24 protein-coding genes are annotated in these 25,115 nt (G+C 53.9%); 6 read left to right on the forward strand and 18 right to left on the reverse strand.

Going from position 1 to position 25,115, the window contains the following annotated elements; all coding sequences use genetic code 11:
- Positions 1-105 precede the first annotated feature (105 nt).
- From mdtH to SJI19_RS15240, 3 genes are all read right to left on the reverse strand, one after another.
- Positions 106-1,317, reverse strand: a complete 1,212-nt coding sequence (gene mdtH / locus SJI19_RS15230; protein ID WP_323479121.1) for a multidrug efflux MFS transporter MdtH — start codon at positions 1,315-1,317, stop codon at positions 106-108.
- A gap of 154 nt (positions 1,318-1,471) precedes the next feature.
- Entirely contained in the window at positions 1,472-2,707 is a 1,236-nt protein-coding gene (locus SJI19_RS15235; RefSeq protein WP_323479122.1) for a serine hydrolase domain-containing protein, read from the reverse strand.
- 221 nt (positions 2,708-2,928) lie between these two features.
- Entirely contained in the window at positions 2,929-3,501 is a 573-nt protein-coding gene (locus SJI19_RS15240) for an AraC family ligand binding domain-containing protein (RefSeq protein WP_323479123.1), read from the reverse strand.
- 164 nt (positions 3,502-3,665) lie between these two features.
- Between SJI19_RS15240 and SJI19_RS15245 the strand changes: the two genes are divergently transcribed.
- The 3 genes from SJI19_RS15245 to SJI19_RS15255 all read left to right on the forward strand — a co-directional run bounded on the left by SJI19_RS15245 (position 3,666) and on the right by SJI19_RS15255 (position 6,759).
- Positions 3,666-4,541, forward strand: a complete 876-nt coding sequence (locus SJI19_RS15245) for a DMT family transporter (RefSeq protein WP_323479124.1) — start codon at positions 3,666-3,668, stop codon at positions 4,539-4,541.
- A gap of 194 nt (positions 4,542-4,735) precedes the next feature.
- A complete protein-coding gene (locus SJI19_RS15250) occupies positions 4,736-5,227 on the forward strand; it encodes a DUF1456 family protein (protein ID WP_323479125.1) in 492 nt (163 codons plus the stop codon).
- A 71-nt stretch (positions 5,228-5,298) separates the two neighbouring features.
- Positions 5,299-6,759 carry an AMP nucleosidase gene (locus SJI19_RS15255; RefSeq protein ID WP_323479193.1) on the forward strand — a complete coding sequence of 487 codons (1,461 nt, stop codon included), beginning with the start codon at positions 5,299-5,301 and terminating at the stop codon, positions 6,757-6,759.
- A 182-nt stretch (positions 6,760-6,941) separates the two neighbouring features.
- On the opposite strand, the gene SJI19_RS15260 is transcribed toward SJI19_RS15255, so the two are convergent.
- The 6 genes from SJI19_RS15260 to pdxS form a co-directional block, all read right to left on the reverse strand.
- Complete coding sequence (locus tag SJI19_RS15260; protein ID WP_323479126.1) at positions 6,942-8,243, reverse strand: histidine-type phosphatase; 1,302 nt, start codon at positions 8,241-8,243, stop codon at positions 6,942-6,944.
- A 115-nt stretch (positions 8,244-8,358) separates the two neighbouring features.
- Positions 8,359-9,705 carry an MFS transporter gene (locus tag SJI19_RS15265; protein WP_323479127.1) on the reverse strand — a complete coding sequence of 449 codons (1,347 nt, stop codon included), beginning with the start codon at positions 9,703-9,705 and terminating at the stop codon, positions 8,359-8,361.
- Positions 9,706-9,982: 277 nt separating this feature from the next.
- A complete protein-coding gene (locus SJI19_RS15270) occupies positions 9,983-10,792 on the reverse strand; it encodes an inositol monophosphatase family protein (RefSeq protein ID WP_323479128.1) in 810 nt (269 codons plus the stop codon).
- A gap of 144 nt (positions 10,793-10,936) precedes the next feature.
- The gene (locus SJI19_RS15275) at positions 10,937-11,926 is read right to left on the reverse strand and encodes a LacI family DNA-binding transcriptional regulator (RefSeq protein ID WP_323479129.1); all 990 of its coding nucleotides are present in this window, start codon (positions 11,924-11,926) and stop codon (positions 10,937-10,939) included.
- 262 nt (positions 11,927-12,188) lie between these two features.
- The gene (pdxT, locus tag SJI19_RS15280) at positions 12,189-12,755 is read right to left on the reverse strand and encodes a pyridoxal 5'-phosphate synthase glutaminase subunit PdxT (RefSeq protein ID WP_323479130.1); all 567 of its coding nucleotides are present in this window, start codon (positions 12,753-12,755) and stop codon (positions 12,189-12,191) included.
- Between the two features lies 1 nt (position 12,756).
- The gene (pdxS, locus tag SJI19_RS15285) at positions 12,757-13,644 is read right to left on the reverse strand and encodes a pyridoxal 5'-phosphate synthase lyase subunit PdxS (protein ID WP_323479131.1); all 888 of its coding nucleotides are present in this window, start codon (positions 13,642-13,644) and stop codon (positions 12,757-12,759) included.
- Positions 13,645-13,814: 170 nt separating this feature from the next.
- On the opposite strand from pdxS, the gene SJI19_RS15290 reads away from it, so the two are divergent.
- From SJI19_RS15290 to SJI19_RS15300, 3 genes are all read left to right on the forward strand, one after another.
- A complete protein-coding gene (locus SJI19_RS15290) occupies positions 13,815-15,236 on the forward strand; it encodes a PLP-dependent aminotransferase family protein (RefSeq protein WP_323479132.1) in 1,422 nt (473 codons plus the stop codon).
- A gap of 100 nt (positions 15,237-15,336) precedes the next feature.
- Complete coding sequence (locus SJI19_RS15295; RefSeq protein ID WP_323479133.1) at positions 15,337-16,239, forward strand: LysR substrate-binding domain-containing protein; 903 nt, start codon at positions 15,337-15,339, stop codon at positions 16,237-16,239.
- Positions 16,240-16,428: 189 nt separating this feature from the next.
- Positions 16,429-17,820: an L-cystine transporter gene (locus SJI19_RS15300; RefSeq protein WP_323479134.1), complete on the forward strand. Its 1,392-nt coding sequence runs from the start codon at positions 16,429-16,431 to the stop codon at positions 17,818-17,820.
- A gap of 11 nt (positions 17,821-17,831) precedes the next feature.
- Here SJI19_RS15300 and argE read toward each other — a convergent pair whose 3' ends face one another.
- From argE to SJI19_RS15345, 9 genes are all read right to left on the reverse strand, one after another.
- Positions 17,832-18,980, reverse strand: coding sequence for an acetylornithine deacetylase (gene argE, locus SJI19_RS15305; RefSeq protein ID WP_323479135.1), 1,149 nt, complete (start codon positions 18,978-18,980; stop codon positions 17,832-17,834).
- A 13-nt stretch (positions 18,981-18,993) separates the two neighbouring features.
- A complete protein-coding gene (locus SJI19_RS15310) occupies positions 18,994-19,401 on the reverse strand; it encodes a RidA family protein (protein WP_323479194.1) in 408 nt (135 codons plus the stop codon).
- A gap of 197 nt (positions 19,402-19,598) precedes the next feature.
- Positions 19,599-20,351, reverse strand: a complete 753-nt coding sequence (locus SJI19_RS15315) for an amino acid ABC transporter ATP-binding protein (protein ID WP_323479136.1) — start codon at positions 20,349-20,351, stop codon at positions 19,599-19,601.
- Positions 20,344-21,006 (reverse strand): amino acid ABC transporter permease, encoded by a 663-nt coding sequence (locus tag SJI19_RS15320; protein WP_323479137.1) that lies wholly within the window; start codon positions 21,004-21,006, stop codon positions 20,344-20,346. Before SJI19_RS15320 ends, SJI19_RS15315 begins: the two co-directional genes overlap by 8 nt.
- Positions 21,003-21,677, reverse strand: coding sequence for an amino acid ABC transporter permease (locus tag SJI19_RS15325; RefSeq protein WP_323479138.1), 675 nt, complete (start codon positions 21,675-21,677; stop codon positions 21,003-21,005). Before SJI19_RS15325 ends, SJI19_RS15320 begins: the two co-directional genes overlap by 4 nt.
- Positions 21,677-22,048, reverse strand: coding sequence for an MmgE/PrpD family protein (locus SJI19_RS15330; protein ID WP_323479139.1), 372 nt, complete (start codon positions 22,046-22,048; stop codon positions 21,677-21,679). Before SJI19_RS15330 ends, SJI19_RS15325 begins: the two co-directional genes overlap by 1 nt.
- A 31-nt stretch (positions 22,049-22,079) precedes the next feature.
- Positions 22,080-22,868 (reverse strand): transporter substrate-binding domain-containing protein, encoded by a 789-nt coding sequence (locus SJI19_RS15335; protein ID WP_323479140.1) that lies wholly within the window; start codon positions 22,866-22,868, stop codon positions 22,080-22,082.
- A gap of 80 nt (positions 22,869-22,948) precedes the next feature.
- The gene (locus SJI19_RS15340; RefSeq protein WP_323479141.1) at positions 22,949-23,917 is read right to left on the reverse strand and encodes an agmatinase; all 969 of its coding nucleotides are present in this window, start codon (positions 23,915-23,917) and stop codon (positions 22,949-22,951) included.
- A gap of 47 nt (positions 23,918-23,964) precedes the next feature.
- Positions 23,965-24,840 (reverse strand): MurR/RpiR family transcriptional regulator, encoded by an 876-nt coding sequence (locus tag SJI19_RS15345; RefSeq protein WP_323479142.1) that lies wholly within the window; start codon positions 24,838-24,840, stop codon positions 23,965-23,967.
- Between the last annotated feature and the right edge of the window lie 275 nt (positions 24,841-25,115).

Consider the following 25,115-nt stretch of genomic DNA (forward strand, 5'->3'; position numbering starts at 1 on the left):
CGCAGCACCGGCGTTTCCTGCCCGTGCTTGGCTTGACGCTCAGGGGTATAAAGATAAGAATCGCACTGGGCGTTAATCAGTCCTGGTCCGCAGGGTTATGCCCTTCTATAGGCTGCTCAAGTCCGCCATTGGGGTGGGGTGTTTTCTGAACTGCATAAACAACGCCAACAAGGTCAACAAGCCGATAGCGCCAAGGATGAGCCACGGCAACGCCGGGGTGGCGCTATGGGTGCCGATGTCGAACAACCAACCGCCGCCACTGTATCCCAAGGCCCCGCCCACCGCCGCACCCATGCGGCTAAAACCCACATAACTGCCCCGGGCACGGAAATCCGCCAATTCGGCGCTCAGCGTCTCCCGCGCCGGCTCGGCGATAAGTGATCCCAGATAAAAACAGATCACCAGTGTAAACAACACCATCAGTGTATCCACATACCCCACCAGCATCAGACTCAGCGCCATCAACCCCAAGCCAAACATCAGCCGCTGTTCGAGACGGAAATGGCACTCGCTCCAACGCGCCAGAGGATAAAGCAGCACCAGCGCCATCACGGCACCGATCGCGTACATCCAGCCCACCGCTTCCGTCGTGCCGGACATCGCCTTAACGGCAAGAGGCAGCATCAGCATCACCTGTACGTTCAGGGTATAATAGCCGGTCAGTATCATCACGTAACGACGGAACCGTTTATCCTTAAACGCTCGCGCAATACCCGCCGCCACCGGCGCACGCACGCTGGAAAGTTTGTAATCAGGTAATTTCCAAGCATTCCATCCAGCAGACAGAATAAACATCACCATACCGGCAAAACAGACCCGCTGAAAATCGTAGTTCAATAGCAACCACGTGCCCAGCAGGGCTCCCAATACACGAAAGGCACTGTCTTCCACCATCAAAATCGAAAAAAAACGCCCGCGCTCACGCGGTCGCACCAATTTTATCACCAGTGCCGCTCGACAGGGAGAAAACAACATACCGCCAATGGCCGCCAGCGCGCAGGCCAGCATCAGTATCCAGGCCCGATCGGCATAGGCCATCAGACCAAATCCCGCCGCGCGCAGCAGCATGCCGAGCACCAGCATCGGCCTGACCCCAAACCGGTCGGCAATGGCACCACCAAGAATACTGGTGCCCGATTGGATAAACTGCCAGATCGCCAGCGAAATGCCGACGATCACCGCCGGCCAGCCGAGATGCTCGACAAAATGAACCGACATTAAGGGAAAAACCACCGAGAAACCTAATTCCAACAACATATTATCAAGCAGTAAAAAGCGCTTACCTGCACGTCTTGCGCGCACGGTGACTGGAAGCATACAAAGCCCGTTCCTATGATCTGTTGTTATATTAACGGCATCCCATAGTGAGGTCCTTCATATAAACCAATGATAAACGTTTTTACGCTTTCACTCCGTCAGCGGCCCCCATTGGGTTAATAACATTTGTGCAAAAATGGAAAGTTCTTCATAGCTATAATAGCGGGTTAGCCGCACCGGCACCGTTAACTCGCGCGGCGATGGCCTGCCGATCCGCCGCCTCACCCAGGCGTTGTAATAGCCGATGCCCGATATTATTAGTCCAGTTAAAGCTATTTTGCAGCACCACCACCGCGATATGGTGGCGTCGGTCCAATCCTATATAGCTGGAATAGCCGCCGATAAATCCCACCTGGTAGGTAATGCGCTGATCGCCGACACTGTCGACGATCCAGCCCAGCGCCGCCGCTTCCCGGGTGCGTTCGTAGCGCACCGTCAGCGCATCATGCAGCGCTGCGTCCAAGGCAGGATCACCGGTGGTGTTAAAATGCGCCTGGGCATAACTCAGCAGATCGTCGGCGTTGGTGTACAGGCTGGCGGCACCGACCATCAGGGAAGAAAAATGCCAATCCGGCACCACCTGCCCGCGGCGGATAAATTTTGGTTGATCACCGGCATGACCGAGGGCGCGCCGCGCATAACCCGGGAGTCGACAAGCCTCGTAACCGGAATGGGTCAGGCCGAGTGGCCGGGTAATATTGTCTGCCAGTAATTGGGTGACCGTTTTACCGGTACGACGCTGCAAAATATCATCTAATAACGCGTAGCCGAGATTGGAATAACGCGGTTCAAACTTTGCCGGCTTACGGAAAGTTGCCAAATAATTAACGGCATTTTCATTATCCAATGAATGATAGAAGTTTTTACCGGTAAACAGATAATCAATAAACGATGCTAACATTTCACTGGTCATCATCTGCCGCGGCAGTCCCGAGGTGTGCGTGACCAACTGCAGCAGAGTAATCTTGCGGGCGTCGGCACTGAGCACCACATTTGAGGGTAATAACGTGGTTAAGGTCTCATCCCAGTGCAACAGGCCTCGGTGTACCAGGATGGCCGTAATTTCAGCAATAAAACCCTTGCTGACTGACCCCACGGCAAACAGCGTCTCGCCGTTAATGCTGTAACCATCGCGATAGTCAGTAACACCATACCCGAACGTGCTTTTACGGCCGTTCGATTGCAATACGCCAACCACCAACCCCGGGGTTTGCCCGGCGGTTAACAGCGGAATGGACAGGCTGTCGACCTCGGCTCGCAGAGAGCCCCCTGGAGCCAAATTCTGGTCGGCAACGTTGACAGCATCGACAGGCAGGTTAGATAAGGTGCTGCAGGCAGAAAGAAGCAATACGCTTAGTATTAATGTGATACGTTTTATTATTGTTATCATGATAGCCGAAAGTGAAAATTAAAATAGCTGAAAACCCATCCACTGACAGCGTTAAACTATCGGTATGTGCGTTGGCGATCGACAGCTGACTCGCCCGGTCGCGACGCCGAAACCCCGCACATACAGAACACAGAAACCAATCTACGGGCTATGGTAAAGCATTGCCTGCGCCAGAAAAACATAAATCGCCGGTTAGTTACCCTACGTTGATGTCATTACCGTCATACCGCAAAAGCATGTACCAAATGGGCCGCGCTGACACCCTCCCTGCGCGCTAACGCCTCTAGGCCTATCGTCTGGCTGATATCGTCCAGCATTAGCGCTTTTACCCGCCGCGCCCGGTGGCTTTCGCCCCGAGCGTCGCGCGGGCTACATGCCGTGCCGGTAAGGTTTTGCAGGTCAGCGAGCAACATCACTGCGGCTTCTTCCCGCAGGCGGGCATCCTCTTGTGGCTGTAATATCAAGTTTTTCAGCCGCGCCGACAGCTCGGGACTCATCAGGCCGCCCTGATTAAATTGCACGCGCCGATGGAAATAGTGTTCAAAGCCATCCGAACGCAGATACAGCGATACACATTGCCAACTGTCGGCCTGATTCATGCTGGCCTGCACTTGACCAGGATTATACGTGGTGATCATTTGGGTATCGGCCACCAACACGTCGCCGTCCAGCCATACCTGCTCGAGGCCGTTGAGATTGGCGCTAATCACAAACTCGTCGTGGGTATGCCGAGGGAAGCTGCGGCCATTCGTCAGCGCGGCCAACTCAATATGGGTATTTCGAAATACAATCATGGCGTGACTCTGACACAAAGGGATAAATGACCTTAGCATTTTGCCTTTAGGGTAAACACGCCTGCGCCGGCAGGATTTTCGATTGCCAAAAAGCCGATTTCGATGGTAAAAACGTTAGTCTACAGCCTGCCTATTAATGGAAAGACTTCACAAGGAATAACCTAATGCAATCGTCAGCGTCCCCTCGACTGGTGCCCTTTCTTATGGTCTTGGGTTCGATCTTGTCAATGGGTGTCGGCACCTCGCTTGCCAAGGCGTTTTTATTCCCATTAGTCGGTGCCACTGGTACCACAGCGTTGCGCACCGGGTTTTCAGCCTTGGTACTGCTGGCACTGTTTCGCCCATGGCGACGAAATATCACGCTACGCGACCTGAAATTTATCGCGCTGTATGGCGTTACGCTCGGGTCGATGAATTTGTGCTTTTATCTCTCATTACAAACCATCCCATTCGGCTTGGCGGTGGCCATTGAGTTTATCGGCCCGCTGACCGTAACGGTCCTTTATTCGCGTAAACCGGCTGATTTTTTCTGGATTGCCTTGGCCGTCACCGGCATGCTATTAATTCTGCCCTTAGAAGGTAACCATAGCGGACTGGATTTAACCGGCGTGATGTTTGCACTGGCGGCCGCCTGCTGTTGGGGACTGTATATTATTTTTGGTAAAATGGTCAGCCATCTGCCGTCCGGGCATACCGTGGCTATCGGTTTGGTGTTTGCTTCCATGGTAACCCTGCCCGTTGGCCTGTTGGACGCCGGCGCTATTTTAGCCCATCCCTATTTGTTGTTGATAGGCCTGGTGGTGGCGGTAGTCTCAAGTTCATTGCCGATGTCGCTGGAGATGGCGGCGCTAAAACGCTTGCCGCATAAAACCTTCGGTATTCTGGTCAGTATGGAGCCGGCGGTCGCCGCCTTTGTGGCATTTTTTATGCTGTCGGAAAGCCTGACACCCACGCAGGTGCTGGCGATCGTATTTTCCATCACCGCCGGGGTCGGCAGCGCCATGACGTCCCGCCCGCGCGCTACCGTCCTACCGACCTGAAACCGCCGTCGCCGCAGAGGTATCATGCTAGCCGGTGATAAAGGTTACCGGGTTGATGTATTTACCCAGTGCGCCGTCAAACCCCGTCCTTCAGGACGGGTAGGATGTCAATGACGCGATTGTTCCCTGCTTTTCTCGGCGGATACCATTATACTGCCGGGCATCAATAGCAATTGACAGCGAGTAACCTGGCAATGATGAACAATGATGTGCTGCGCAGCGTGCGCTATATGCTGAATCTACATAATGATCAGCTGTTGGCCATTCTGGCGTTAATGGATACCACTCTGAGTGCGCAGGAGATGGCGAGTTTTGTCAAAAAAGACGACGAAGAGGGCTATCAACCCTGCCCCGATATCGTGATGGGCTATTTCCTGCATGGATTAATTATTTCCAAACGGGGTCAGGACGATAACCAACCCGCCCCCAAAATAGAACGTAAAATCACCAATAACATTATCTTAAAAAAGCTGCGCATCGCGTTTTCACTTAAATCGACCGATATTCAGGATATTTTACAGTCCCAGGATTTCCGGCTTTCTCAACCCGAAGTGACTGCGATGCTACGCGCACCGGGCCATAAAAATTATCGTCCCTGCGGCGATCAGGTTTTGCGCTACTTCCTGAAAGGGCTGGCGGCGCGGCAGCGAAAAAGTGGCACGCCTACTGGCACCATAAAACGATAGCACCGATAATTTACCCCATAGGTTTTAGCCCGCAGTTTCCCGCTGGGGAACGGCTAGAGATTGGAGATATGATGACACCAAACACATCCGTCACGTCGCTCACCACTGCCGAAGCGCTTGATAAACTCGAGTCGCTCTACGATGACGCGGTTGCGGCGCTGCGTAACGCCATCAGCGATTATATCGGTCATGGCAGTCTGCCGGACGCGGCGGCCCGGGCAGCCGGGTTATTCTCTTATCCCCAGTTGCGGGTCAGTTGGGATGGGGTTGCACCAGGGCATGCCAAAAACCGGGCGTTTGCCCGTTTTACCCATCCCGGCTGCTATTCCACCACCGTTGCCCGGCCCCAGCTATTCCGCCATTACCTGTCCGAACAGCTGGCGATATTGGAAGCGGAATATGCCGCGATAATCGAAGTCGTGCCCTCTGAGTTGGAAATTCCTTTCCCTTATGTTATCGACGGTTCAAGTTTGGTACTGGATCGGACCATGAGTGCCGGGCTGGCACAGCATTTCCCTACCACCGAGCTGGCGCAGATCGGTGATGAGACTGCCGACGGGCTGTTCCATGCGACCAATACGTTCCCGCTGTCCCATTTCGACGCACTGCGTACCGATTTTTCGCTGGCACGCCTGCGCCATTATACCGGCACCCCGGCGGAACATTTTCAACCCTTTATCCTGTTCACCAACTATACCCGCTACGTGGATGAGTTTGTGCGTTGGGCCTGCGAACAGATTGCCGATCCGTCCTCGCAGTACGAGGCCCTGTCCTGTGCCGGCGGCGCCTATATTACCGACCAAACCAGCCAACCCGAGCTGGCGGTGTCAGATTTGGCCTGGAAAAATAACCAGATGCCGGCATACCACCTGATTTCACGTAACGGCCAAGGCATTACCTTGGTGAATATCGGCGTCGGCCCGTCCAATGCCAAAACCATCTGCGATCATCTGGCGGTGCTGCGCCCTCACGCCTGGTTGATGATCGGCCACTGCGGCGGCTTGCGGGAAAGCCAGTCGATTGGCGATTATGTGCTGGCTCACGCCTATCTGCGCGACGATCACGTGCTTGATGCCGTGCTGCCACCGGATATCCCCATTCCCAGTATCGCCGAAGTACAACGTGCGCTGTATGACGCCACCAAAATGGTCAGCAATATGCCGGGAGAAGAGGTAAAACAGCGTTTACGCACCGGTACTGTGGTCACCACCGACGACCGGAACTGGGAGTTACGGTATTCCGCCTCTGCGCTGCGCTTTAATTTAAGCCGTGCGGTGGCGGTGGATATGGAGAGTGCGACCATCGCCGCGCAGGGCTATCGATTCCGCGTGCCTTACGGCACCCTGTTGTGCGTGTCCGATAAGCCACTGCACGGTGAAATCAAGCTGCCGGGACAGGCGAATCGCTTCTATGAAGGAGCCATTTCGGAACATTTGCAGATCGGGATCCGCGCCATCGATCTGCTACGCGCGGAAGGTGATCGGTTACACTCCCGCAAGCTCCGCACCTTTAATGAGCCACCGTTCCGCTAACCCATACGGGGTTCAGACCATTGCCTCGGCGCAACAGCGGTGGTGATAACCAATACGTTATTGAGCCTATTGCTTTAGCACAATAACGGTGGCGACAACCCACCGCTGCGTTACCCGGTTCGTTAAGTGACATGTTGCACCGCAGTCACGAATCTTGACGCAGTGCCGCAGTGTAAATCCGGTTAATTATACTGCACCGGCGTTACGGCGCTGGGGTCAATGGCGCGTTTTATGCGCTTGATAGCCGGAGCTAAAGGGCACAATACGCCCACCGCGGTCACACGGCAGCCTGGGCGGTTGAATTCGCTTTTCAGCAGCGGCTGTTTGGCATCCAGACGCGTCAGGTTACGAATTTGATCGAGGCTTTGTGCTTGAAAATAGAGGCGCAGAAAGCGCTCACCATCTTGTGTGTCCCGCCAACGCTCAAACACCAAACTACCTGCAGGTGGAATATTGCCACGCGGATAAACACCGAGTTGCCAGGTAAAGTCCAACAACGTTCGCAAATAGGCGATGTTGGTATCGTGGGCGACATAAAGCAGCCATGAGGCGTCAGGCGGCAGACCTTCCAGTGCGACGGCGCTGCGGGAAGAATGACCGCGTGGGGGATCCAGAGCCAATAAAATTTGGTTAAGCAACACCGAACCACCGCGACGTGCGATATAAGGCACATCGTTGGTATAATCGTAGCGCGCAGTCAACAGCGGCATCAACCTGCTTACCTGCAATGCATTGGCCGCATGACCGAAAGCAACCTGTGCCAGCGGCAGGTTTTCGCTGTACTCCAGGCGAATAGTCTCGGCCATATTCGACAAGACACCCAACCCGCTGATGCCTACGCGGCCATCCGGCTGCTGCGTTAGCCGCCATGGCTGAGCAAAGACCGGACATGCTTGCCCTGGTGGACACACCGCCGCCTTTAACCGTTCCACGTCCGCCTGAAACCGGTGCTGAACCTGTACCAGGTCGCCTCCCGTGGCCGCCAGCACACCAGCCCTGGTTTTGAGAGGATTCAACGGTGCCAAGCCCATTTTATCAGTTTGAAACAGCGGATCGAGCCCTCTGGAGATGAAATGTACAACAACACCACAGCCAGGAAACGCACCGTCCAACAACGCCTGCGCGGTGGCGCGAGTGCGCTGCAACGGGCTGGCCCAGACATAGACATCCCCCTTTTTGGGACAACCCGTCGTTAATAAACCCTGCTGGCGATAATAGGCGGCCTCATAGCGCCCCTTGAGCTCAGCGGCAGCATAACCGTGGCCGGTCAGTTCACCATCATGGGTTACCCACAACGGCCATTCCCGACCGGTGGCAACCTGCATCGATTGCCGATTATCTGCGGTTGGCGGCCGCACCCCATGCCGACTGACTTCCACTACTTTTTCTAATACATAACGATCTGCCGCCTGGCTATTGACGGCGAGAGTTATCAGGCCGATGGCAAGCAATAAGCATGGCAAAGACTTTTGTGCTAGCAACATATTACCCCTTTATTAGATTGTAGGTGTTCAATGGCTTCGTTTATAACGTGTGATTTTATTACACTTCCTTAGCGTAAACGTGTTCATAAATGTAATAATGGGTCAGTAAAAATACTTACCCTATTTTTACCGCAAGCCGTCTGGCAACAATAGTGGCAGTAATAAAGGTGAATGCCGCTGATAAAAGCCCAGTCCCTATCCAGAATAAAGAAAGAAAGTGGAAATTATACAGCGCTTTCCCAGCCTCGATAACCGACGTTTTATCAATGATGACCCCAGTAAGAAACTCCCCCAACCCGGCGCCGGCGTAGCTGGCAATACCAATTGTGCCCAACGCTGCCCCAGCGGCTTTTTTAGATGAAATATCCACAGCAATTAGTCCGCCGAGAAAACAGGTTAACGCGCCGATGGTGGCGCCGAAAATAATCATTGAAATAATGTCAGTATAATAATTACGTGGGCACCAAATCATCATGGCAAAGCCAGCGGTATTTAATAGACTGATTATTCCCGCCATTATGCTGCGGTTACGCGGAAAAAACCGGTCCGATAACATACCGGCGACAATGGTGCCGATTATACCGGCAACCGCGTTCACACCGATAATGCTCGACGCCTCAATCGTGGTGTAATGCTTAGCCTGTTGCAAGAAGAAAACGCCCCAGGAATTAATGGCGTACCGATCGATGTACATAAACGCCGAGGCCATGGCCAATGTCCACAATGCCGGATTGTGCAATGACCAAAGTTGGTTTTTCAGTACCGAACCCCGTTCGTGGGATGGGTTATCCGGCTCGTTGCGAATAACACCAATGGACGGGTATCCGGCACTCTGCGGCGAATCGCACATTCCCAGCAAGATCAATACCGTTCCGGCGACACCTAGCGCGGTAGTGGTAAAATACCCAAAGCGCCAGCCAAAACCGGCAATCACCGCAGCGATCACTATGTAGCTTATCGCCTCGCCAATATTGTGTGCGGTAGACCAAATAGAATAGAAGGTGCCCCGCTCCTTATTGCCATACCAACGTGCCAGCGACACCACGCAAGGGCCTACACCCATGGACTGCGCCCAGCCGTTAATGCCCCAGAACAACGCAAGTAATAATGCATTGGTGGTAGAACCCATCATAAAATTCATGCCTGCGCTAAGCAGCAAGCCAAGGCTCATGAAGCGCACCACATTGGCATGATCGGCAATAAAACCATTGACCAATTTACCAATGGCATAGGTAAAAAATAGAGCCGAACCGATCATGCCAAGTTCCGTGGGACTGATACCAAGATCAACCAGCGCGCTTTTCGCGACAGTAAATGATAGGCGACAAACATAAAACATGACGTAAGCCACGGTCATGGAAAGAAAGGTTCGCCAACGCAAGAGATTAAATTTTCGCTCATTAAATTGACTATGGACGAGCGCGGCCGGCGCCGCTTTAAACAACGCGAAGATACCAGACATAAATTTACTCCGTAGGGCAGAGAGGCACTGCGCATGCTGATTATTTTTGCTCCCGTTATTCCCTGGGGGAGCGATTTATCCATAAAAGCCTTTTAAACCCTTCATCTTTCACCTTGGCAGTGCTCACTCACCCAAATTACGCGGTAAGCTCATCGGGATTCTATTATTTGCTGCCTTACTGCGTCGCGAAATCGATTGGGTATAGGTAGTGTAAATAATCAGGTCGCGTTGCCGATCTGGAAAATAGTGTGGGCACGGGCCCAGGGAATATCACGTTTTATTTAAGCGGCTGTGTAACCCATCCCGCGAGTTGCTTAAATACATCAGGATTAGCCATTAACACCACATTACCGTTTAGTAGCCCCTGGTCTGCCAGAAAGTCGTTGGTTACCCCACCCGCTTCCCGCACCAGTACGATACCGGGCAAACTGTCCCACGCGTTCATATGGGGCTCGTAATAACCTAACAGTCGGCCAGCGGCAACCTGGGCGGTCATCAACGCGCCGGAACCGCTGCGGATAAACATCCCCCCCGCATGCAGTAGTTGGCTGAGAAATGGCAAAAAGCCCTCAGGGGTGATGCGGTGCGAGGTACCCACGCCCATCACGCCGTCGCGAACCGTTTTGCCCTGATGTATCCGCATTGGCAGGTCATTGAGAAATGCGCCCTGTCCGCGACAGGCATGAAACATCTCCCGATGGTTAGGATCGCAAACGACGCCGATAGTCGGTTCACCGTTAACGACTACCCCAATCGATACACACCAGGTATGTAACCCATTAAGAAAACAGGCCGTCCCGTCGATGGGGTCGACTACCCAGGTGCAGGTGGCCTGAAATGTACCTCCGCCACTCTCCTCACCGAGGAAATCGTCGTGAGGAAAGCGCTGGGTAATCATATTTCGCGTCAATTGTTCCACTTCGCGGTCGGCCCGGCTGACCACATCCTGCAGGTCGTTGCCCTTATGTTCTACCGCCAGTTGCTGGCGTTGCTGGTAAAAGCCGAAAGCCAAATCAGCCGCCGCTTGCGCTACCTCGCGGGCAAAATGATAGCGATCCGCAATCTCTTGCGCCCTAACGTTATCCATGATTTCTCCTGTGATTATGTTTTTGCACTCGTGTGCAAAATTAAATGCAACCTTGCTCATAAACCTCTCCGCTAACGAATAGTGGGATAAATGAAAATATTATTCCGTGATCGGTTACACATAAAATATATTTTTCACTCATGCTCATTGCCTGACGATCAGCTCCACCGGTACCACCCTCTGCTGCGCGGGGCAGTCAAAACAATCGACACGATTCATTAATAATTCCACCGCCGTTCTTCCCAGGCATTCTGTATCCTGACGCAGCGTGGTGAGTCGGTAGGCAGCAAAATCAGCCTGGGGAATATCGTCAAAACCAACCATAACAACGTGCGATCGCAAGCCATGACATTGTAGATAATCCATCGCCCCCATGGCCAGCATATCAGTGGCGCAAAATAGCCCGTCCAATCGAGGTAAACGTGCCGTGAGTGCCGCCGCCGCCTCCCAACCGGCCTGATAGCCGCCGGTGGCACCAAAATACGCGGCGCATTCCAGGCCACACTGCGCCAGCGCGTGGCTAAAAGCGTCATGGCGCTGCCGGGTGCTGAAATGGGCGGGACTTTCACCGATAAATCCCGGAGTCAACACACCCATTCCGATCAGATGCTTGGCCGCCAGCCGTGCACCCTGAGCATTATCGCTGCAAACTTGATCGGCCCCCGGCAGTTCCGCCTGGCGATTGATCAAGGTCACCGGGATTCTTCGGGCCAAATACTCCTGCGCGAGGGAGAGCGGCGGCGCACCGGATGTCAGGATAACCCCGGCCACATGATAGCTCAGTAATTCGCGCAGCCGCGGTTCAAGCTGCTTGGGATCGTCAGCATTTAATAACAGCGGCATAAAACCACGTAACGCCAGATGATGGACCAAAGGGGTAAGTAATTTGCTTCGAAAAGGATTATCAAACCCAGCGGTAACCAGGCCGATGAAATTGCTGTTGCCGGTGATCATAGAGCGGGCAATCTCATTGACCTGATAGTTCAGTTCCGCCGCTGCCGCCTCGACCCGGCGACGGGTTTTATCCGACACCGAGGCGCCCGGAGTAAAGGTGCGCGAAACCGCTGATCGTGAAACCCCGGCCAAGCGTGCCACGTCGCTGGCGGTAGCCCAGTGATTTTTTGGTTCACTCATCTTACCTGCCCTTGTATTTTTACCGGGGATGGTTCCGGGGAAAGGTCACTTAGCTTGAAACATTGTCAGGCTAAGGCTCGGAGGATTATTGGGCAGTATATAACAATCGGCGCAGTGCCGAATAATCAAATCAATGCCAGCCATCTTGGCCGACACGATGGATAACGCAGTCCGGTCGGTTTAACTCGACCGGACTGCGTTATCCAAGAATGGTACGGCATTATTTGTTTTCCGGCCGGGGTGAACCAGCCGGAAAGGCCGATCAGATCTTGTTGAGAAAATACTCCAGCACCGAGGTATCGTCGGTCAGTTCGGGATGAAAGGAACACACCAGGATATTCCCCTGCTCGGCCATCACGATTCTATTTTCATAGCGCGCCAGCACCGTGACGTGGTCACCTATCGACTCGATAAACGGCGCCCGGATAAACACTGCCGGAACCGACTTGCCCAACGCGGCGATAAACAACGTGGTTTCAAAGCTGTCCACCTGCCGACCAAAGCCATTGCGGGTGACCTTGATATCGATTAATCCCAGCGGAATAACCGGATGCTGTCCGCCCTCAATGCGTGCGCCACACATAATCAGTCCGGCGCAGGTGCCCATCACCGGATGATGGTGGGCAAATTCCCTGATCGGTTCATATAACCCCCCGATTTGCAGCAAATAACTCATGGCGGTGGATTCACCACCAGGGATAATCAACGCCGCCAACGCAGTCAAATCTGCGGGTTTTTTGACCGCCACAGCGTGAAAATGACGTTGTTGCAGCTGTTGTAGATGCTCAGCAACGTCACCTTGTAACGCCAGCACCCCCACGGTTTTCATATTACCATCCCCGTTCCTGCATACGTTCCCCGACAGCCAGAGTGGCGATATCAATCCCTTTCATCGGTGCACCCAACCCTTTGGAGACTTCCACCAATAAGGGATAATCTTCAAAGTGGGTGGTGGCCAGCACAATGGCGCGGGCGAATTTAGCCGGGTCCTCAGATTTAAAAATGCCCGAGCCTACAAACACGCCATCCGCCCCCAGTTGCATCATTAATGCGGCGTCTGCCGGCGTCGCCACCCCACCGGCGGCAAAGTTCACCACGGGTAGTTTTCCGCGTGCCTTAAGCTGCAATAACAACTCATAGGGCGCACCCAGTTCTTTGGCATAACTCATCAGCTCTTCGTCATTTTTACTGATAACGATACGAATCTGTTGATTGACTTTACGCATATGGCGTACCGCTTCGACGATATTGCCCGTACCCGGTTCACCTTTGGTGCGCAACATTGAGGCGCCTTCACCAATACGTCGCAGCGCTTCGCCCAAATCACGGCAGCCGCAGACAAACGGCACTGAAAAATCACGTTTGAGCAGATGAAACTCTTCATCCGCCGGGGTCAGGACTTCGCTTTCATCAATGTAGTCTACCCCCATGGCCTGGAGCATTCTGGCTTCGGTAATGTGGCCGATTCGGGCTTTGGCCATCACCGGAATGCTTACCGCGTTCATCACTTCTTCAATGATCCTGGGATCGGCCATGCGCGCTACACCACCGGCGGCGCGGATATCGGAGGGTACCCGTTCGAGCGCCATCACCGCTACCGCCCCCGCATCCTCGGCAATTTTGGCCTGTTGCGCGTTGACAACATCCATAATCACCCCGCCTTTTTGCATTTGTGCCATGCCGCGTTTTACATTATCCGAACCCGTGGTTGTGCTCATGTTGACTCCAGTATATTGTTGCGTGTTGGATAATGTGGCGCTGAACCAATATGAAAAACACCTCCAATTGGGTGTTATTTTACCATCCAATTTGTTACCCTCCACCCACCCGCGGCGTTGAATTAACATGACGGGGCAACGTAATATCAACGATAAGGAAGGCCGGAATCATGTGGGTTTTGCCGATATCCGCCAGCGAAAAAAAACCACTTTACCGGCAAATTATTCAGCTGATTGAAGAGGGTATTGGCAATGGCATGCTTAATGCCGGTGAGCGACTCCCTTCGGAGCGCCAGCTCAGCGAACTGCTCGGGGTAAACCGATCCACCGTTATCACCGCGCTGGACCATTTGGCCGATCAGGGGGTGCTGCTGCGTAAAACCGGCAGTGGCACCTTTGTTAACCCGGAAAAATGGGGGCTGCAGGCCTATCCAGTGTTGAATTGGTCCCCGCCCGGCAGGGTGCCAGGGCGCAGTGGCCTGGATGACTACGCTATCCGGGCTGAGGCGCTGCGTAAAAAATGTACCCTGCAGCAGTTGCCCCTGCTGGACCTGGGTAGCGGCAATATCACAGCGGATTTGCTACCGGAACAAACCTTTCCGGAGTTGTCTTGGTATACGCTTTGCGCGCAGGAGCAAGACGTGGAAAACGCCTTGCTGGGATTGCACAGCTTCAGGCACGCCGTACAGCGTCACTTAAGAGATACCTTGGCGCTTGAGGTCGATCTTGATCAGATTCTGATCACCTCCGGTGCCCAGCAGGCGTTATTCCTGATTGCCCAAACCCTGCTCAAACCCGGCGATATCATCGGTGTTGAGTCCCCCTCCTATTTTTATCTGTTGCCTATTTTTCAGGCGTCAGGGCTGAGACTGTGCGCCCTGCCGATCGATGAAGAGGGGGTCATACCTGAAAAACTCAGCCAATTGTCGCAGAAGAATCGACTGAGAATGATTTTTATCAATCCGATATTCCAGAATCCTACTGGTTATGTGATGGGCCCCGAGCGAAAAAAAGCATTACTGCAGCTTTGCCGCGCTAAACAGATCCCAATCGTGGAAGATGATGCCTATAGTTTATTATCTTTTGATCCGTACACCGATATTACCCCGTTAAAAAAATACGACCGCCAGCAGCAGGTGATCTATATCGGTTCCCTGTCGAAATATATTGGCAATAATATCCGTGCCGGCTGGTTAGTTGCTCCAAAAGCCATTATTAATAAGTTGGCAAATATCCGCCAAAAGATCGACTCCGGGTTAAGCGCCCTGCCGCAACTGTTGGCGGAGCACTATCTTATCAATCATATGGCACAGCATACGTTGCTGCTACAAACCCAACTTGGCGCACGAGCGGAGCAATTGACCCGCTGGTTGGCGCAGCAATACCCCGGCGAATTTTTGGTCAAAAAACCCCTTGGCGGCTATTTTTTGTATGCCCGGTTTACTACGGCTACCACCGGCTCAAGCCTTAATGAGATTTTATTCGATTTGCTGGAAAAACATATCATTGTCGCCCGTGGGGATGATTTTGGTGATAAAAAACCGGCATTACGCTTAAATTACGCGCATTTCACGACCGCACCGTCGCGATGATAGTCCGTGACGTCTGTCGACCCGGTGCCATGTTGTCCCTACCGAACACATTTTCATGGGGTGCTGCCAAATAGCGGGTAATTTTGTTATAACCACTACTATGCAAACAACGCTAGATGAACTGCGGGTGTTTATCGCAGTAGTAGACAGCGGCTCGATTACCGGCGCCGCCGAACGGCTCGCAATGACGAACTCCGCCACGAGCCGGACGTTGGCGCGGCTGGAAGATAAGCTGGACACCACGCTGATACGCCGGACCACCCGTCGACAGGAACTCACCGAGGAGGGTCGGCTTTTTTTGGACCAGGCGCGGCGGATCCTGACGGCGATGCAAGAGGCACAAGAGATGCTGACCCGACGGCGCCATGCCCCCGCCGGGTTGCTGCGGGTTGATGCCGCCGCCCCCTTTATGCTGCACGTTATCGTACCGATGGTGCGTGCCTATCACCAACGTTATCCGCAGGTACAACTTGAGCTCAACAGCAATGATGCGGTGATTGATTTATTGCAAAAACGCACCGACGTGGCTATTCGCATCGGTCCGCTTAAAGACTCAACACTGCATGCCACCCCCATCGGCAGCAGCCGGCTGCGTATTCTCGCCAGTCCCGGTTATCTGGCTGAACATGGCACCCCGCACAGCGTCACGGCACTGTTAAACCATGCCCTGTTGGGTTTCAACCAGCCCGACTCGCTTAATGACTGGCCGCTGCAGGATGAACAGGGTCAACCCGTGCATATCCAACCCGTGCTGTGCGCGTCCAGTGGTGAAACCCTGCGGCAATTGGCGCTAAATGGTGCCGGTATCGTATGCCTGTCGGATTTTATGACTGGCCGGGATCGACAACGCGGCGAGTTGCAGGCGGTGCTGCAGCCCTTAACCTTGACTATCCGACAGCCGATCAATGCCGTCTATTACCGCAATAGCGCGTTATCGTCGCGCATTTCATCCTTTATTGATGAACTCCGGCGCTGCCTCGACGGTAATGACATCGACAGCTAACCCCGCCAACCGGCCCCCGCGAACACAGCCGTGCAACCCTAAACAGCGGCTACGCTGGGTGATCTCTCGGGGGCGAGCGCATCCTATTAATTCTTATTAATTATAAGAAAAAACATAATCCAACTGTTAATATATAAGCATACAATTTAACATGTTAGCATTATCTGAAAATCTGCTGGAGAATCACCCATGAACTTACCGCTGGTGGCCAATGTATTGGTCTTTATCGCGTTGTTATTGGCCGTGGCGCGCATACCACGGCCACACTGGAGCCTGGCGAAAAAAGTCTTGCTCGGCCTGGTGCTAGGCGTGGCGTTCGGGCTAGCATTACAAGCCGTCTACGGCGCTGACAATCCGGTTTTGAAGCACTCCATCCAATGGTTTAACATCGTCGGCAACGGTTATGTCCAACTGTTGCAGATGATTATTATGCCACTGGTGTTCGCGTCGATCCTCAGTGCGGTGGCCAAACTGCATGATGCATCGTCATTAGGTAAAATCAGTCTTCTTACCCTGGGTAGCTTACTGTTTACCACGATGATCGCCGCGTTAGTGGGCGTACTGGTTACCCATCTGTTTGGACTGACGGCCGAAGGGCTGGTGCAGGGCACCCAAGAAAATGCCCGGTTGGCGGCGTTGCAAAGCGGTTATGTGGGCAAAGTGGCCGATTTAAGCGTACCGCAGTTGCTGCTGTCATTTATTCCTAAAAACCCGTTTGCCGATTTGACCGGCGCCAATCCCACATCCATCATCAGCGTGGTCATTTTTTCCGCGTTCCTGGGCGTCGCGGCGATACAGTTGGTCAAAGACGATGGCGTAAAAGGACAGCGGGTGCTGAACGCCATCGATACGTTACAATCCTGGGTAATGAAACTGGTGCGCCTGGTGATGAAACTGACCCCTTATGGCGTACTGGCGTTAATGACCAAAGTGGTGGCGGGGTCGAATATCCAGGACATTATCAAATTAGGCAGTTTTGTGGTGGCCTCTTATTTGGGGCTGGCGATCATGTTTGCGGTACACGCCGTCCTGCTGGCGCTGGTGGGTATCAATCCAGCGAAATTTTTCCGTAAAGCCTGGCCGGTGTTGACCTTTGCTTTTACCAGCCGTTCCAGCGCCGCCAGCATTCCACTGAGCGTAGAAACCCAGACCCGGCGCATCGGTATTCCCTCTTCCATTGCCGGTTTCGCCGCCTCATTTGGCGCGACTATCGGTCAAAATGGCTGTGCCGGTCTCTATCCTGCCATGTTGGCCGTTATGGTGGCCCCAACCGTTGGCATTAATCCTTTTGACCCCCTGTGGATTGCCACGCTGGTCGGGATAGTCACGCTGAGCTCTGCCGGTGTGGCCGGTGTCGGCGGCGGTGCCACCTTTGCTGCGCTGATCGTGCTGCCCGCCATGGGTTTGCCCGTCACCTTGGTGGCCTTGTTGATCTCCGTGGAACCGCTGATTGATATGGGCCGCACCGCCCTCAACGTGAGCGGTTCGATGACCGCCGGTACTCTCACCAGTCAACTGATGGGACAGACTGATAAGCGGATATTCGATGCCGACAATGAGGTCGAACTGAGCCAAGGCTAACACCGGCGGACTTAGCCACTGACGACCTGTGCCAAGAACCTTTGGCACAGGTCCAGCTGTGTCTCATCAACATATTCATCCGCTTTATGGGCCTGGGTAATTGAGCCTGGGCCGCATACCACGGTGGGAATTCCCACGCCTTGGAACAACCCCGCTTCGGTACCAAACGCCAGGGAGTCGAATCCCTTTTGGCCGAGGACATGGGCGCATCGATGTTTAAGTGGGTCCAACGTGCCGTCATCGCATAAGCCAGGGTAGTCCGCCAATGATCGCAGTAAAATATCTGCTCCGGCGGCCACTTGGTGCATTTCGGGCAGCATAGCACGGCCAAAACGTGCCAGTTCATTTGCCAGCAGATGATGCGCGCTGTGCGGCAGTGGACGGATTTCAAAATCAAACTCACAGTGGTCGGGCACCACGTTTACGGCGCTACCGCCGTGGATCGTGCCAACCTGTACCGTCGACCAGGGTGGATCGTAGCGGCGATCCAGCTCACCGCTGCGCCACTCCCGTCCCCGCCGGAGTAGAAACAGCACCAGCTCAGCTGCATAATCGATGGCGTTAACACCAAGATGATTCTGGGAAGAGTGCGCCGCCTGCCCTTGTACCGAGCAACGCCAGGCGCTTTTACCCTTATGCGCGGTGGCTACCCTCATCAGAGTCGGCTCGCCGATAATGCAGGCGGTGGGGCGGGCGTCATCGTTCGCCAACTCCGCCAATAAGCCTCGCACACCAACGCAGCCAATCTCCTCATCATAACTGATGGCAATATGTACCGGCGTCGCGTCCTTCCCCCGAGTGGCCTTGATAAAGTGCGGTACCATGGCCAGGACGCAGGCCAGGTATCCCTTCATATCGGCACTGCCTCGACCGTAAAGTCGTCCATCTCGCCGGGTCAGGATAAAAGGGTCGCTACACCAGGGTTGCCCCGCTACCGGCACCACATCAGAATGCCCAGAAAAACAGATACCTCCGCGGTCCGCAGGTCCGATAGTGGCATAGAGATTAGCGCGGCCGCCATCGGCGCTATAGACCCGCCGAGCGTTAATCGTATAATCCGCCAGATAGGATTCGACAAAATCGATGAGCGGTAGATTGGAATCGAGGCTCAGCGTGGGGAAAGCCACTAGCGTCGACAGCAGTTCGATAGCGGTAGGCATTATCAATTCATCCTTATGATTTTACCGCGATAACATCAATTTCAACCCACCACTCCGGCCGAGCCAGGTGGCTGATCATCAGACCGGTGGACACCGGAAATACCCCTTTTAACCATCGACCCATGATGGTGTAGACCGTCTCGCGGTAGCGCACGTCGGTTAGGTATACCGTGATTTTACAGATATCCTCAAGCTTGCTGCCCGCCTCTTCCAGCAGCATGTTAATGTTGTACATGGCCTGTTCGGTTTGTGCGGCCACATCGCCCGTACCCACCGACTCGCGGGTGTCTAAATCCTGGCCAATCTGGCCACGCAGAAACACCATATTGCCGGCCACTACGGCCTGGCATAAATCATTATCCAAATGCTGCTCGGGATAGGTATCTTTGGTATTAAAAGGACGTATACGGGTATGGTTCATGCCATTTTCTCCAACGTTTGACGGGTTAATACCCTGCATGTTTCGTGCGCCACTCTGTTGGCGGTGCCCGTTGATCCACATCATCTGATAAGCACCGGATTCACCGCTTTGTTGCAACACGACATCGTTTGGGTATAGCGTTTGTCATGACCGGGGCATTTGCCACCGGTCAGATACGACAACAGCGCAGCCTCGATTCAGGCCAGGAACTGTTTTAATTCTTCGGTCTGCGGATGCGTAAAAATCGCCTCTGGTGTGCCCATTTCATGCACCCGTCCCTGGTGCATAAACACGATACGGTCGCTCACCTTGCGGGCAAAGTTCATCTCATGGGTCACCATAATAATGGTCATACCTTCGGCGGCCAGGGACTCGATCACCTGTAACACTTCGCCCACCAGTTCGGGATCCAGCGCCGAGGTGATTTCGTCGCACAGCAGCACTTCCGGATTCATGGCCAACGAGCGGGCAATGGCAACCCGCTGTTGCTGTCCGCCCGAAAGATTAGCTGGCCAGGCCGCAAATTTTTCTTCCAGCCCGACCCGCATCAACAACTGGCGGGCCATGCGTTCAGCCTGTTCGCGCGATTGTTTTTTTACCAGGGTAGGCGCCAACATGATGTTTTTACCCACGGACAAATGGGGGAATAAATTAAAACTCTGGAAAATCATGCCGACGTTTTGACGCAGTTCGCGCATAGCGGCCGGATCATGTTGTCGAATGGCCTGCCCGTCCACCGTCAGGCTCCCTTCCTCAAATGTCTCCAGCCCGTTAATGCATCTGAGCAGTGTACTTTTACCGGAACCACTTTTACCCAGAATGCACACCACCTCCTGGCGTTTAATTTGTAAATCAATGCCCTTTAGCACCTCGTTATCACCAAAACGCTTATGCAGCCCACGAATATCCACCACCGCGAAAGAGGGGTTGTCACTATCATGATCAGTCATGCCGGTCGGCTCCCTGGGTCAATTGCTGTTCCAAATGCCGGCTCCACCAGGACAGTGGAAAGCACAATATGAAATAGAGCACCGCGACGCTGCCATAAACCAAAAACGGAGAGAACGTCGCATTTGCGATAATTTGTCCGGAGCGGGTCAGTTCCACAAAACCGATTACCGATGCCAAGGCCGTGGCTTTGATGGCTTGCACCATGAATCCCACTGTGGGTGCCAGCGCTACCCGCAGCGATTGGGGCAGGATGACGTAGCGCAGTTGTTCACTGAACGATAGCGCCAGACTGGCCGAGGCCTCCCATTGCTGACGCGGAATGCTTTCGACACTACCGCGCCAGATCTCGGTAAGATAGGCACTAGCGTAGAGGGTCAAGCAGACACTGGCGGCCACCAGCGGCGTGGTATTGAGGCCAAACAGCGCCAGACCGAAATAGGTTAGGAACAGTTGCATTAGCAGCGGCGTCCCTTGAAACAAATTCACGTAGAGGCTCACAAGCAGCCGCAACCAACGTCGTGGTGACAAGCGCAACACCAGCAGGAAACCGCCAACAATGCCGCCGCCGACGAACGCAATCAATGACAGTCCTACCGTCCAGCGCAACGCCAACAGGAGATTACGGAAAATGTCCCATAAAGAAAAATCGCTCATGATTTTTTTCCTAATGCCGGACCAAAAATAAACCGCGGGCCAAACCAACCAAGGAACTGGCGCACCAGTACCGCGAGCATCAGGTAAATCGCGGCAACAATAATAAACGCCTCAAAATTGCGAAAGGAGCGGCTGGAAATCAGGTTGGCGCTGTACGAAAGCTCTTCCGTAGAGATCTGGCTGCATACCGCCGAGCCCAGCATGATGATAATCACTTGGCTTATCAGCGATGGCCAAACCCGGGCCAGCGCCGGTGGCAATACCACCCGGGAAAATATCTGCCAGCGGTCCAATGCCAGGCTTTGGGCCGCTTCTATCTGGCTACGCTCGGTGGTGACAATGCCGGCGCGGGTGATTTCCCCGGCATAGGCCCCAAGGTTCAGGATCAACGAGAGAATACTGGCGGTAAGCGCCGACATTTGCAGTCCCAAGGATGGCAAACCAAAAAAAATAAAAAACAGCTGTACAATATAGGGCGTATTGCGCACCAGCTCGACATAACACCCCACCAGTAGCCGCAACCAACGGGCACCGTTAGCCCGTGCCCAGCCGCAGGCGATACCCAGCCCCAGTCCCAGCAGTGTGGAAACCAACGTCATTAGCAGGGTAATCAGCGTACCGGTCAGCAAGAGTGGCCATTGTTGCAAAACCGAGGAAAAATCAAATACCATTACCCACACTCCTTCAGCGATTGCGCCGCTAGAGCCGCCGGAATAATCACTGCTGAGCCGTGTACAAAGCCGGCATTGCAGTTATCATCAAAATCAAGTGCGTGGGCCGCCACGCCGTTGGCAAACGCAGCGGCCGATGCGGTCAGACGCCGAGGACTTCCCACCACGGCAACATCGCCAGGAGCGGCGATGTCCAACACCACCTGCCGGGCCGATGTCGCGCTTCGGGTCGTTGCACCCGCCAGCATGATGCCGAGCGTATCCACTAGGCAGCGCACTCCCACCCGCAGTACTGGGGCGGGTATGGCCGCTGGCGTCAGGATGACCAGCCAGCGGGCCAGCCGCTGGGTACCGCTTATCGTCATCGTCATCCTATCCCCCCTCATGTACCGTTATTTTCGGTTATTCCGGTAATTCACCCGCCGGTGCACCCAGCCAACGCCGCGAAATAGTGTCTAGCGTACCGTCGGCTTTGGCGGTGCGCAGGATCTCGTTGACCTTACTAAGGAGCTCAGGCTGACCTTTAGGCAGCCCGACATAACAAGGCGAATTGGACAGGATCACCTTCAGTTGCAAGTCCAGTTGTGGATGCTTTTGTTTCATCGCACTGGCAACGGTGGTTCCGATAGCCACCAGTTGGGTCTGCCCAGAAAGAAAAGCGGAAATAGTGCTGTTATTATCTTCAAAACGTTTGACTTCCGCGCCCGGAGCCAGACGGGTCAGCTCTTCATCCTGCATTGAACCACGGGTCACCGATACCGTTTTGCCGGCCAGTTCACCAAAGTTCGTTGCCTGAGTTTTCGCCGCGCCAAACACCGCATCAAAGAACGGGGCGTAGGCGATACTGTAATCAATAACCTTGGCCCGCTCGGCGGTTTTACCCAGAGACGAGATGGTCAGATCGGCCTTACCGGTTTGCAGGTAGGGCACCCGGTTGGGTCCGGTAACCGGCACGAGAACAACCTTGACGCCCAGTTTTTTCCCAAGCAGATTGGCCACATCAATATCCAGCCCTTGGGGAACCATGTCCCCGCCCACATAACCATAGGGGGGATAGTCCACCGGGACCGCCACGCGCAGCGTTTTCTGGCTTATGATCGTCTCAAGAAGATGGGTCGCCGCGTTGGCGCTCATTACCGAGAACGCGGCCAATACGCCGACCACGGCAGAAATCAGATAATTTTTTTTCATTTAGGTCATCCTGTAGCATCAGAAGAAGTCAATATCGCCGTGCCGGACAGTCGTCACGGTTTTCGGCTATGATGTGTGGATCATTTATTGAAATAACCTGCCCGCACTGCCATGCCGATCAAATTGACAAAGAACCGGCAGGCGGTGATGGCGGTAATACCGTTAAGGTCTTTTTTTGGCGTAATCTCGACAATATCCATCCCCACCACTCGGCCTTTTTTGACCAAACCATGGATGATTTTACGGGTTTGTGAGTAGGTCACCCCACCCAGCGCCGGACCGTTGACTGCCGGCATAATGGTAGGATCGATGCCGTCGGCATCCAGGGTAATATAATAATGTCCACCTGCCGGGATGCGACTGAGGATCGCGTCCACCCCTTCATCGTGTAACTCATGGGCCGTGATGAGGTGTGCGCCGTAAGCCAGCGCGGCGTCCACTTCCTCCTGGCGGGCGGAGCCATTGGCGCGCAACCCAATCTGGAAAATATCGCCGATATGCGCCATTTCTGACGCGCGTCGGATGGGGCTGGAATACCCATCGGTTACACCATTCACTTCCTGGCGCCAGTCCAAATGAGAGTCGATATGGATAAGCGTAATGGGGCCGAGGCTATCAAGTGCGCGCAGCACCGGGATCGGTACACCATGGTCACCACCGATCACTAACGGCATGCCGCCCAAGGCGATGATTTTTCTGACTACGGCCTCGGCAGCGTCATAATGGCCGCCCAATTGACGGGGATCGGCGGCAATATCACCGCAATCAACCATGCGAATAGGCTGATTGTCCATCAGCGGGCCGCCGATATCGAAATCGTAACGCTCGATACTGCGTACCGCACGATCGGTTGCCTGGCGCACAGCGGTAGGCGCGTTGGTTTGATCGTTGGTGACCTCATCGATGGAATACGGCGAACCATAGGGAATACCCAATACAGCAATGTCCACCGAATTGAGCTGGTTCAAGTCGTTGACCACCTCGGCGTAGAGGAGGCTTTTGTGGCCGTGTTTTGGCGCGGTGGTCAATTCAGGTGCATAAAAAGTCATGATCGTTTCCTGTACTATTGGCATACTTTTACGCAATGGGCGGGGAATTAATCCACACTCCACCATTCGCCCATCGCCCATAATTTTTCTTCGGTTTGACTGACCAGGGTGCGAACATCCCCTTTGGCGATAGCAGCCAACAGGGCAACCAGCAGTTCGCTGACCAGAAATGCCGGCGTCAGGGTGTCAAAAAATGCGGTAGTCTTTTTTTTGACCAGGATCGTCTCACCTGCCAGCCGACCCACCGGCGAACTCGCGTTATCGGTGATGGCGACGATCTTCACTTTTTGTTGAGACAGATAGCGGGTCAGGGCCACTGACCGGCGCGAATAGGGCGACAGGCTACAGACCAGCAGCGCATCTTTTTGCCCCATGGAGCTCATCAACGACATGATGCCACTCTCCCCTGCCCCCTCGACCAAATGGACGTTGTTTTTGAAATACGATGCAATATGAGAAAAATGAAATGCCACTGGAAAGGAAGACCGCAGCCCCAGGCAATAAATGTCCCGCGCGTTTGCGAGGGTATGCGCGGCACGGACAATTGACGCCAGGTTGTCCCCTTGACACATCGCCTGGATATGGGACGTGGTGGTATCTGCCAGCGCAGTAAGTAACGAGATTTCACCGACCTTCATTTTCATCGCCATCAACGCCGGCACCCGTGAACCATATTCAGATCCCCTGGCGCGAACGGTGTTGACAAAAGCGGCGCGGAGCGCGTCATAACCCGAGAGGCCAAGGCGCTTCGCCAAACGTGTCATGGTGGAAGGCGGTACACCGGCCAAACGCGCCTGTTCACGCATGGACATCATCGCGACCTCTTGCGGGTGATCCAGCACAAAACTTGCCGCCTGACGTACCTGCTTGGGTAAGGATTCGTACTGCGCTTTTATGGCCTGACACAGCTCAAGCTGTTCCATAGGAGAGTCCGTGTTGGGATCGACCCAATCATAATTGCAACGCTTATGCCAAAATTGATTGGGAATGATTCACTTGATTCACTATTGAGAACGATGTCAACACAGGTATCAGCTTGGGAAGAAGGAAGGGTAGGAAAAAATCGCACCAAAAGATCGATATAATGATTGGTTTGATTCATTTTTGCGGTGGATTAATTTTCTGCAAACAATCACTGCGGGCACGGACAACACTTTCGTTATGTCAGTACGCGCCCATCGGCGATATAATGCACTTT

The organism is Acerihabitans sp. TG2 (assembly GCF_035013185.1).
Taxonomy (GTDB): domain Bacteria; phylum Pseudomonadota; class Gammaproteobacteria; order Enterobacterales; family Enterobacteriaceae; genus Acerihabitans.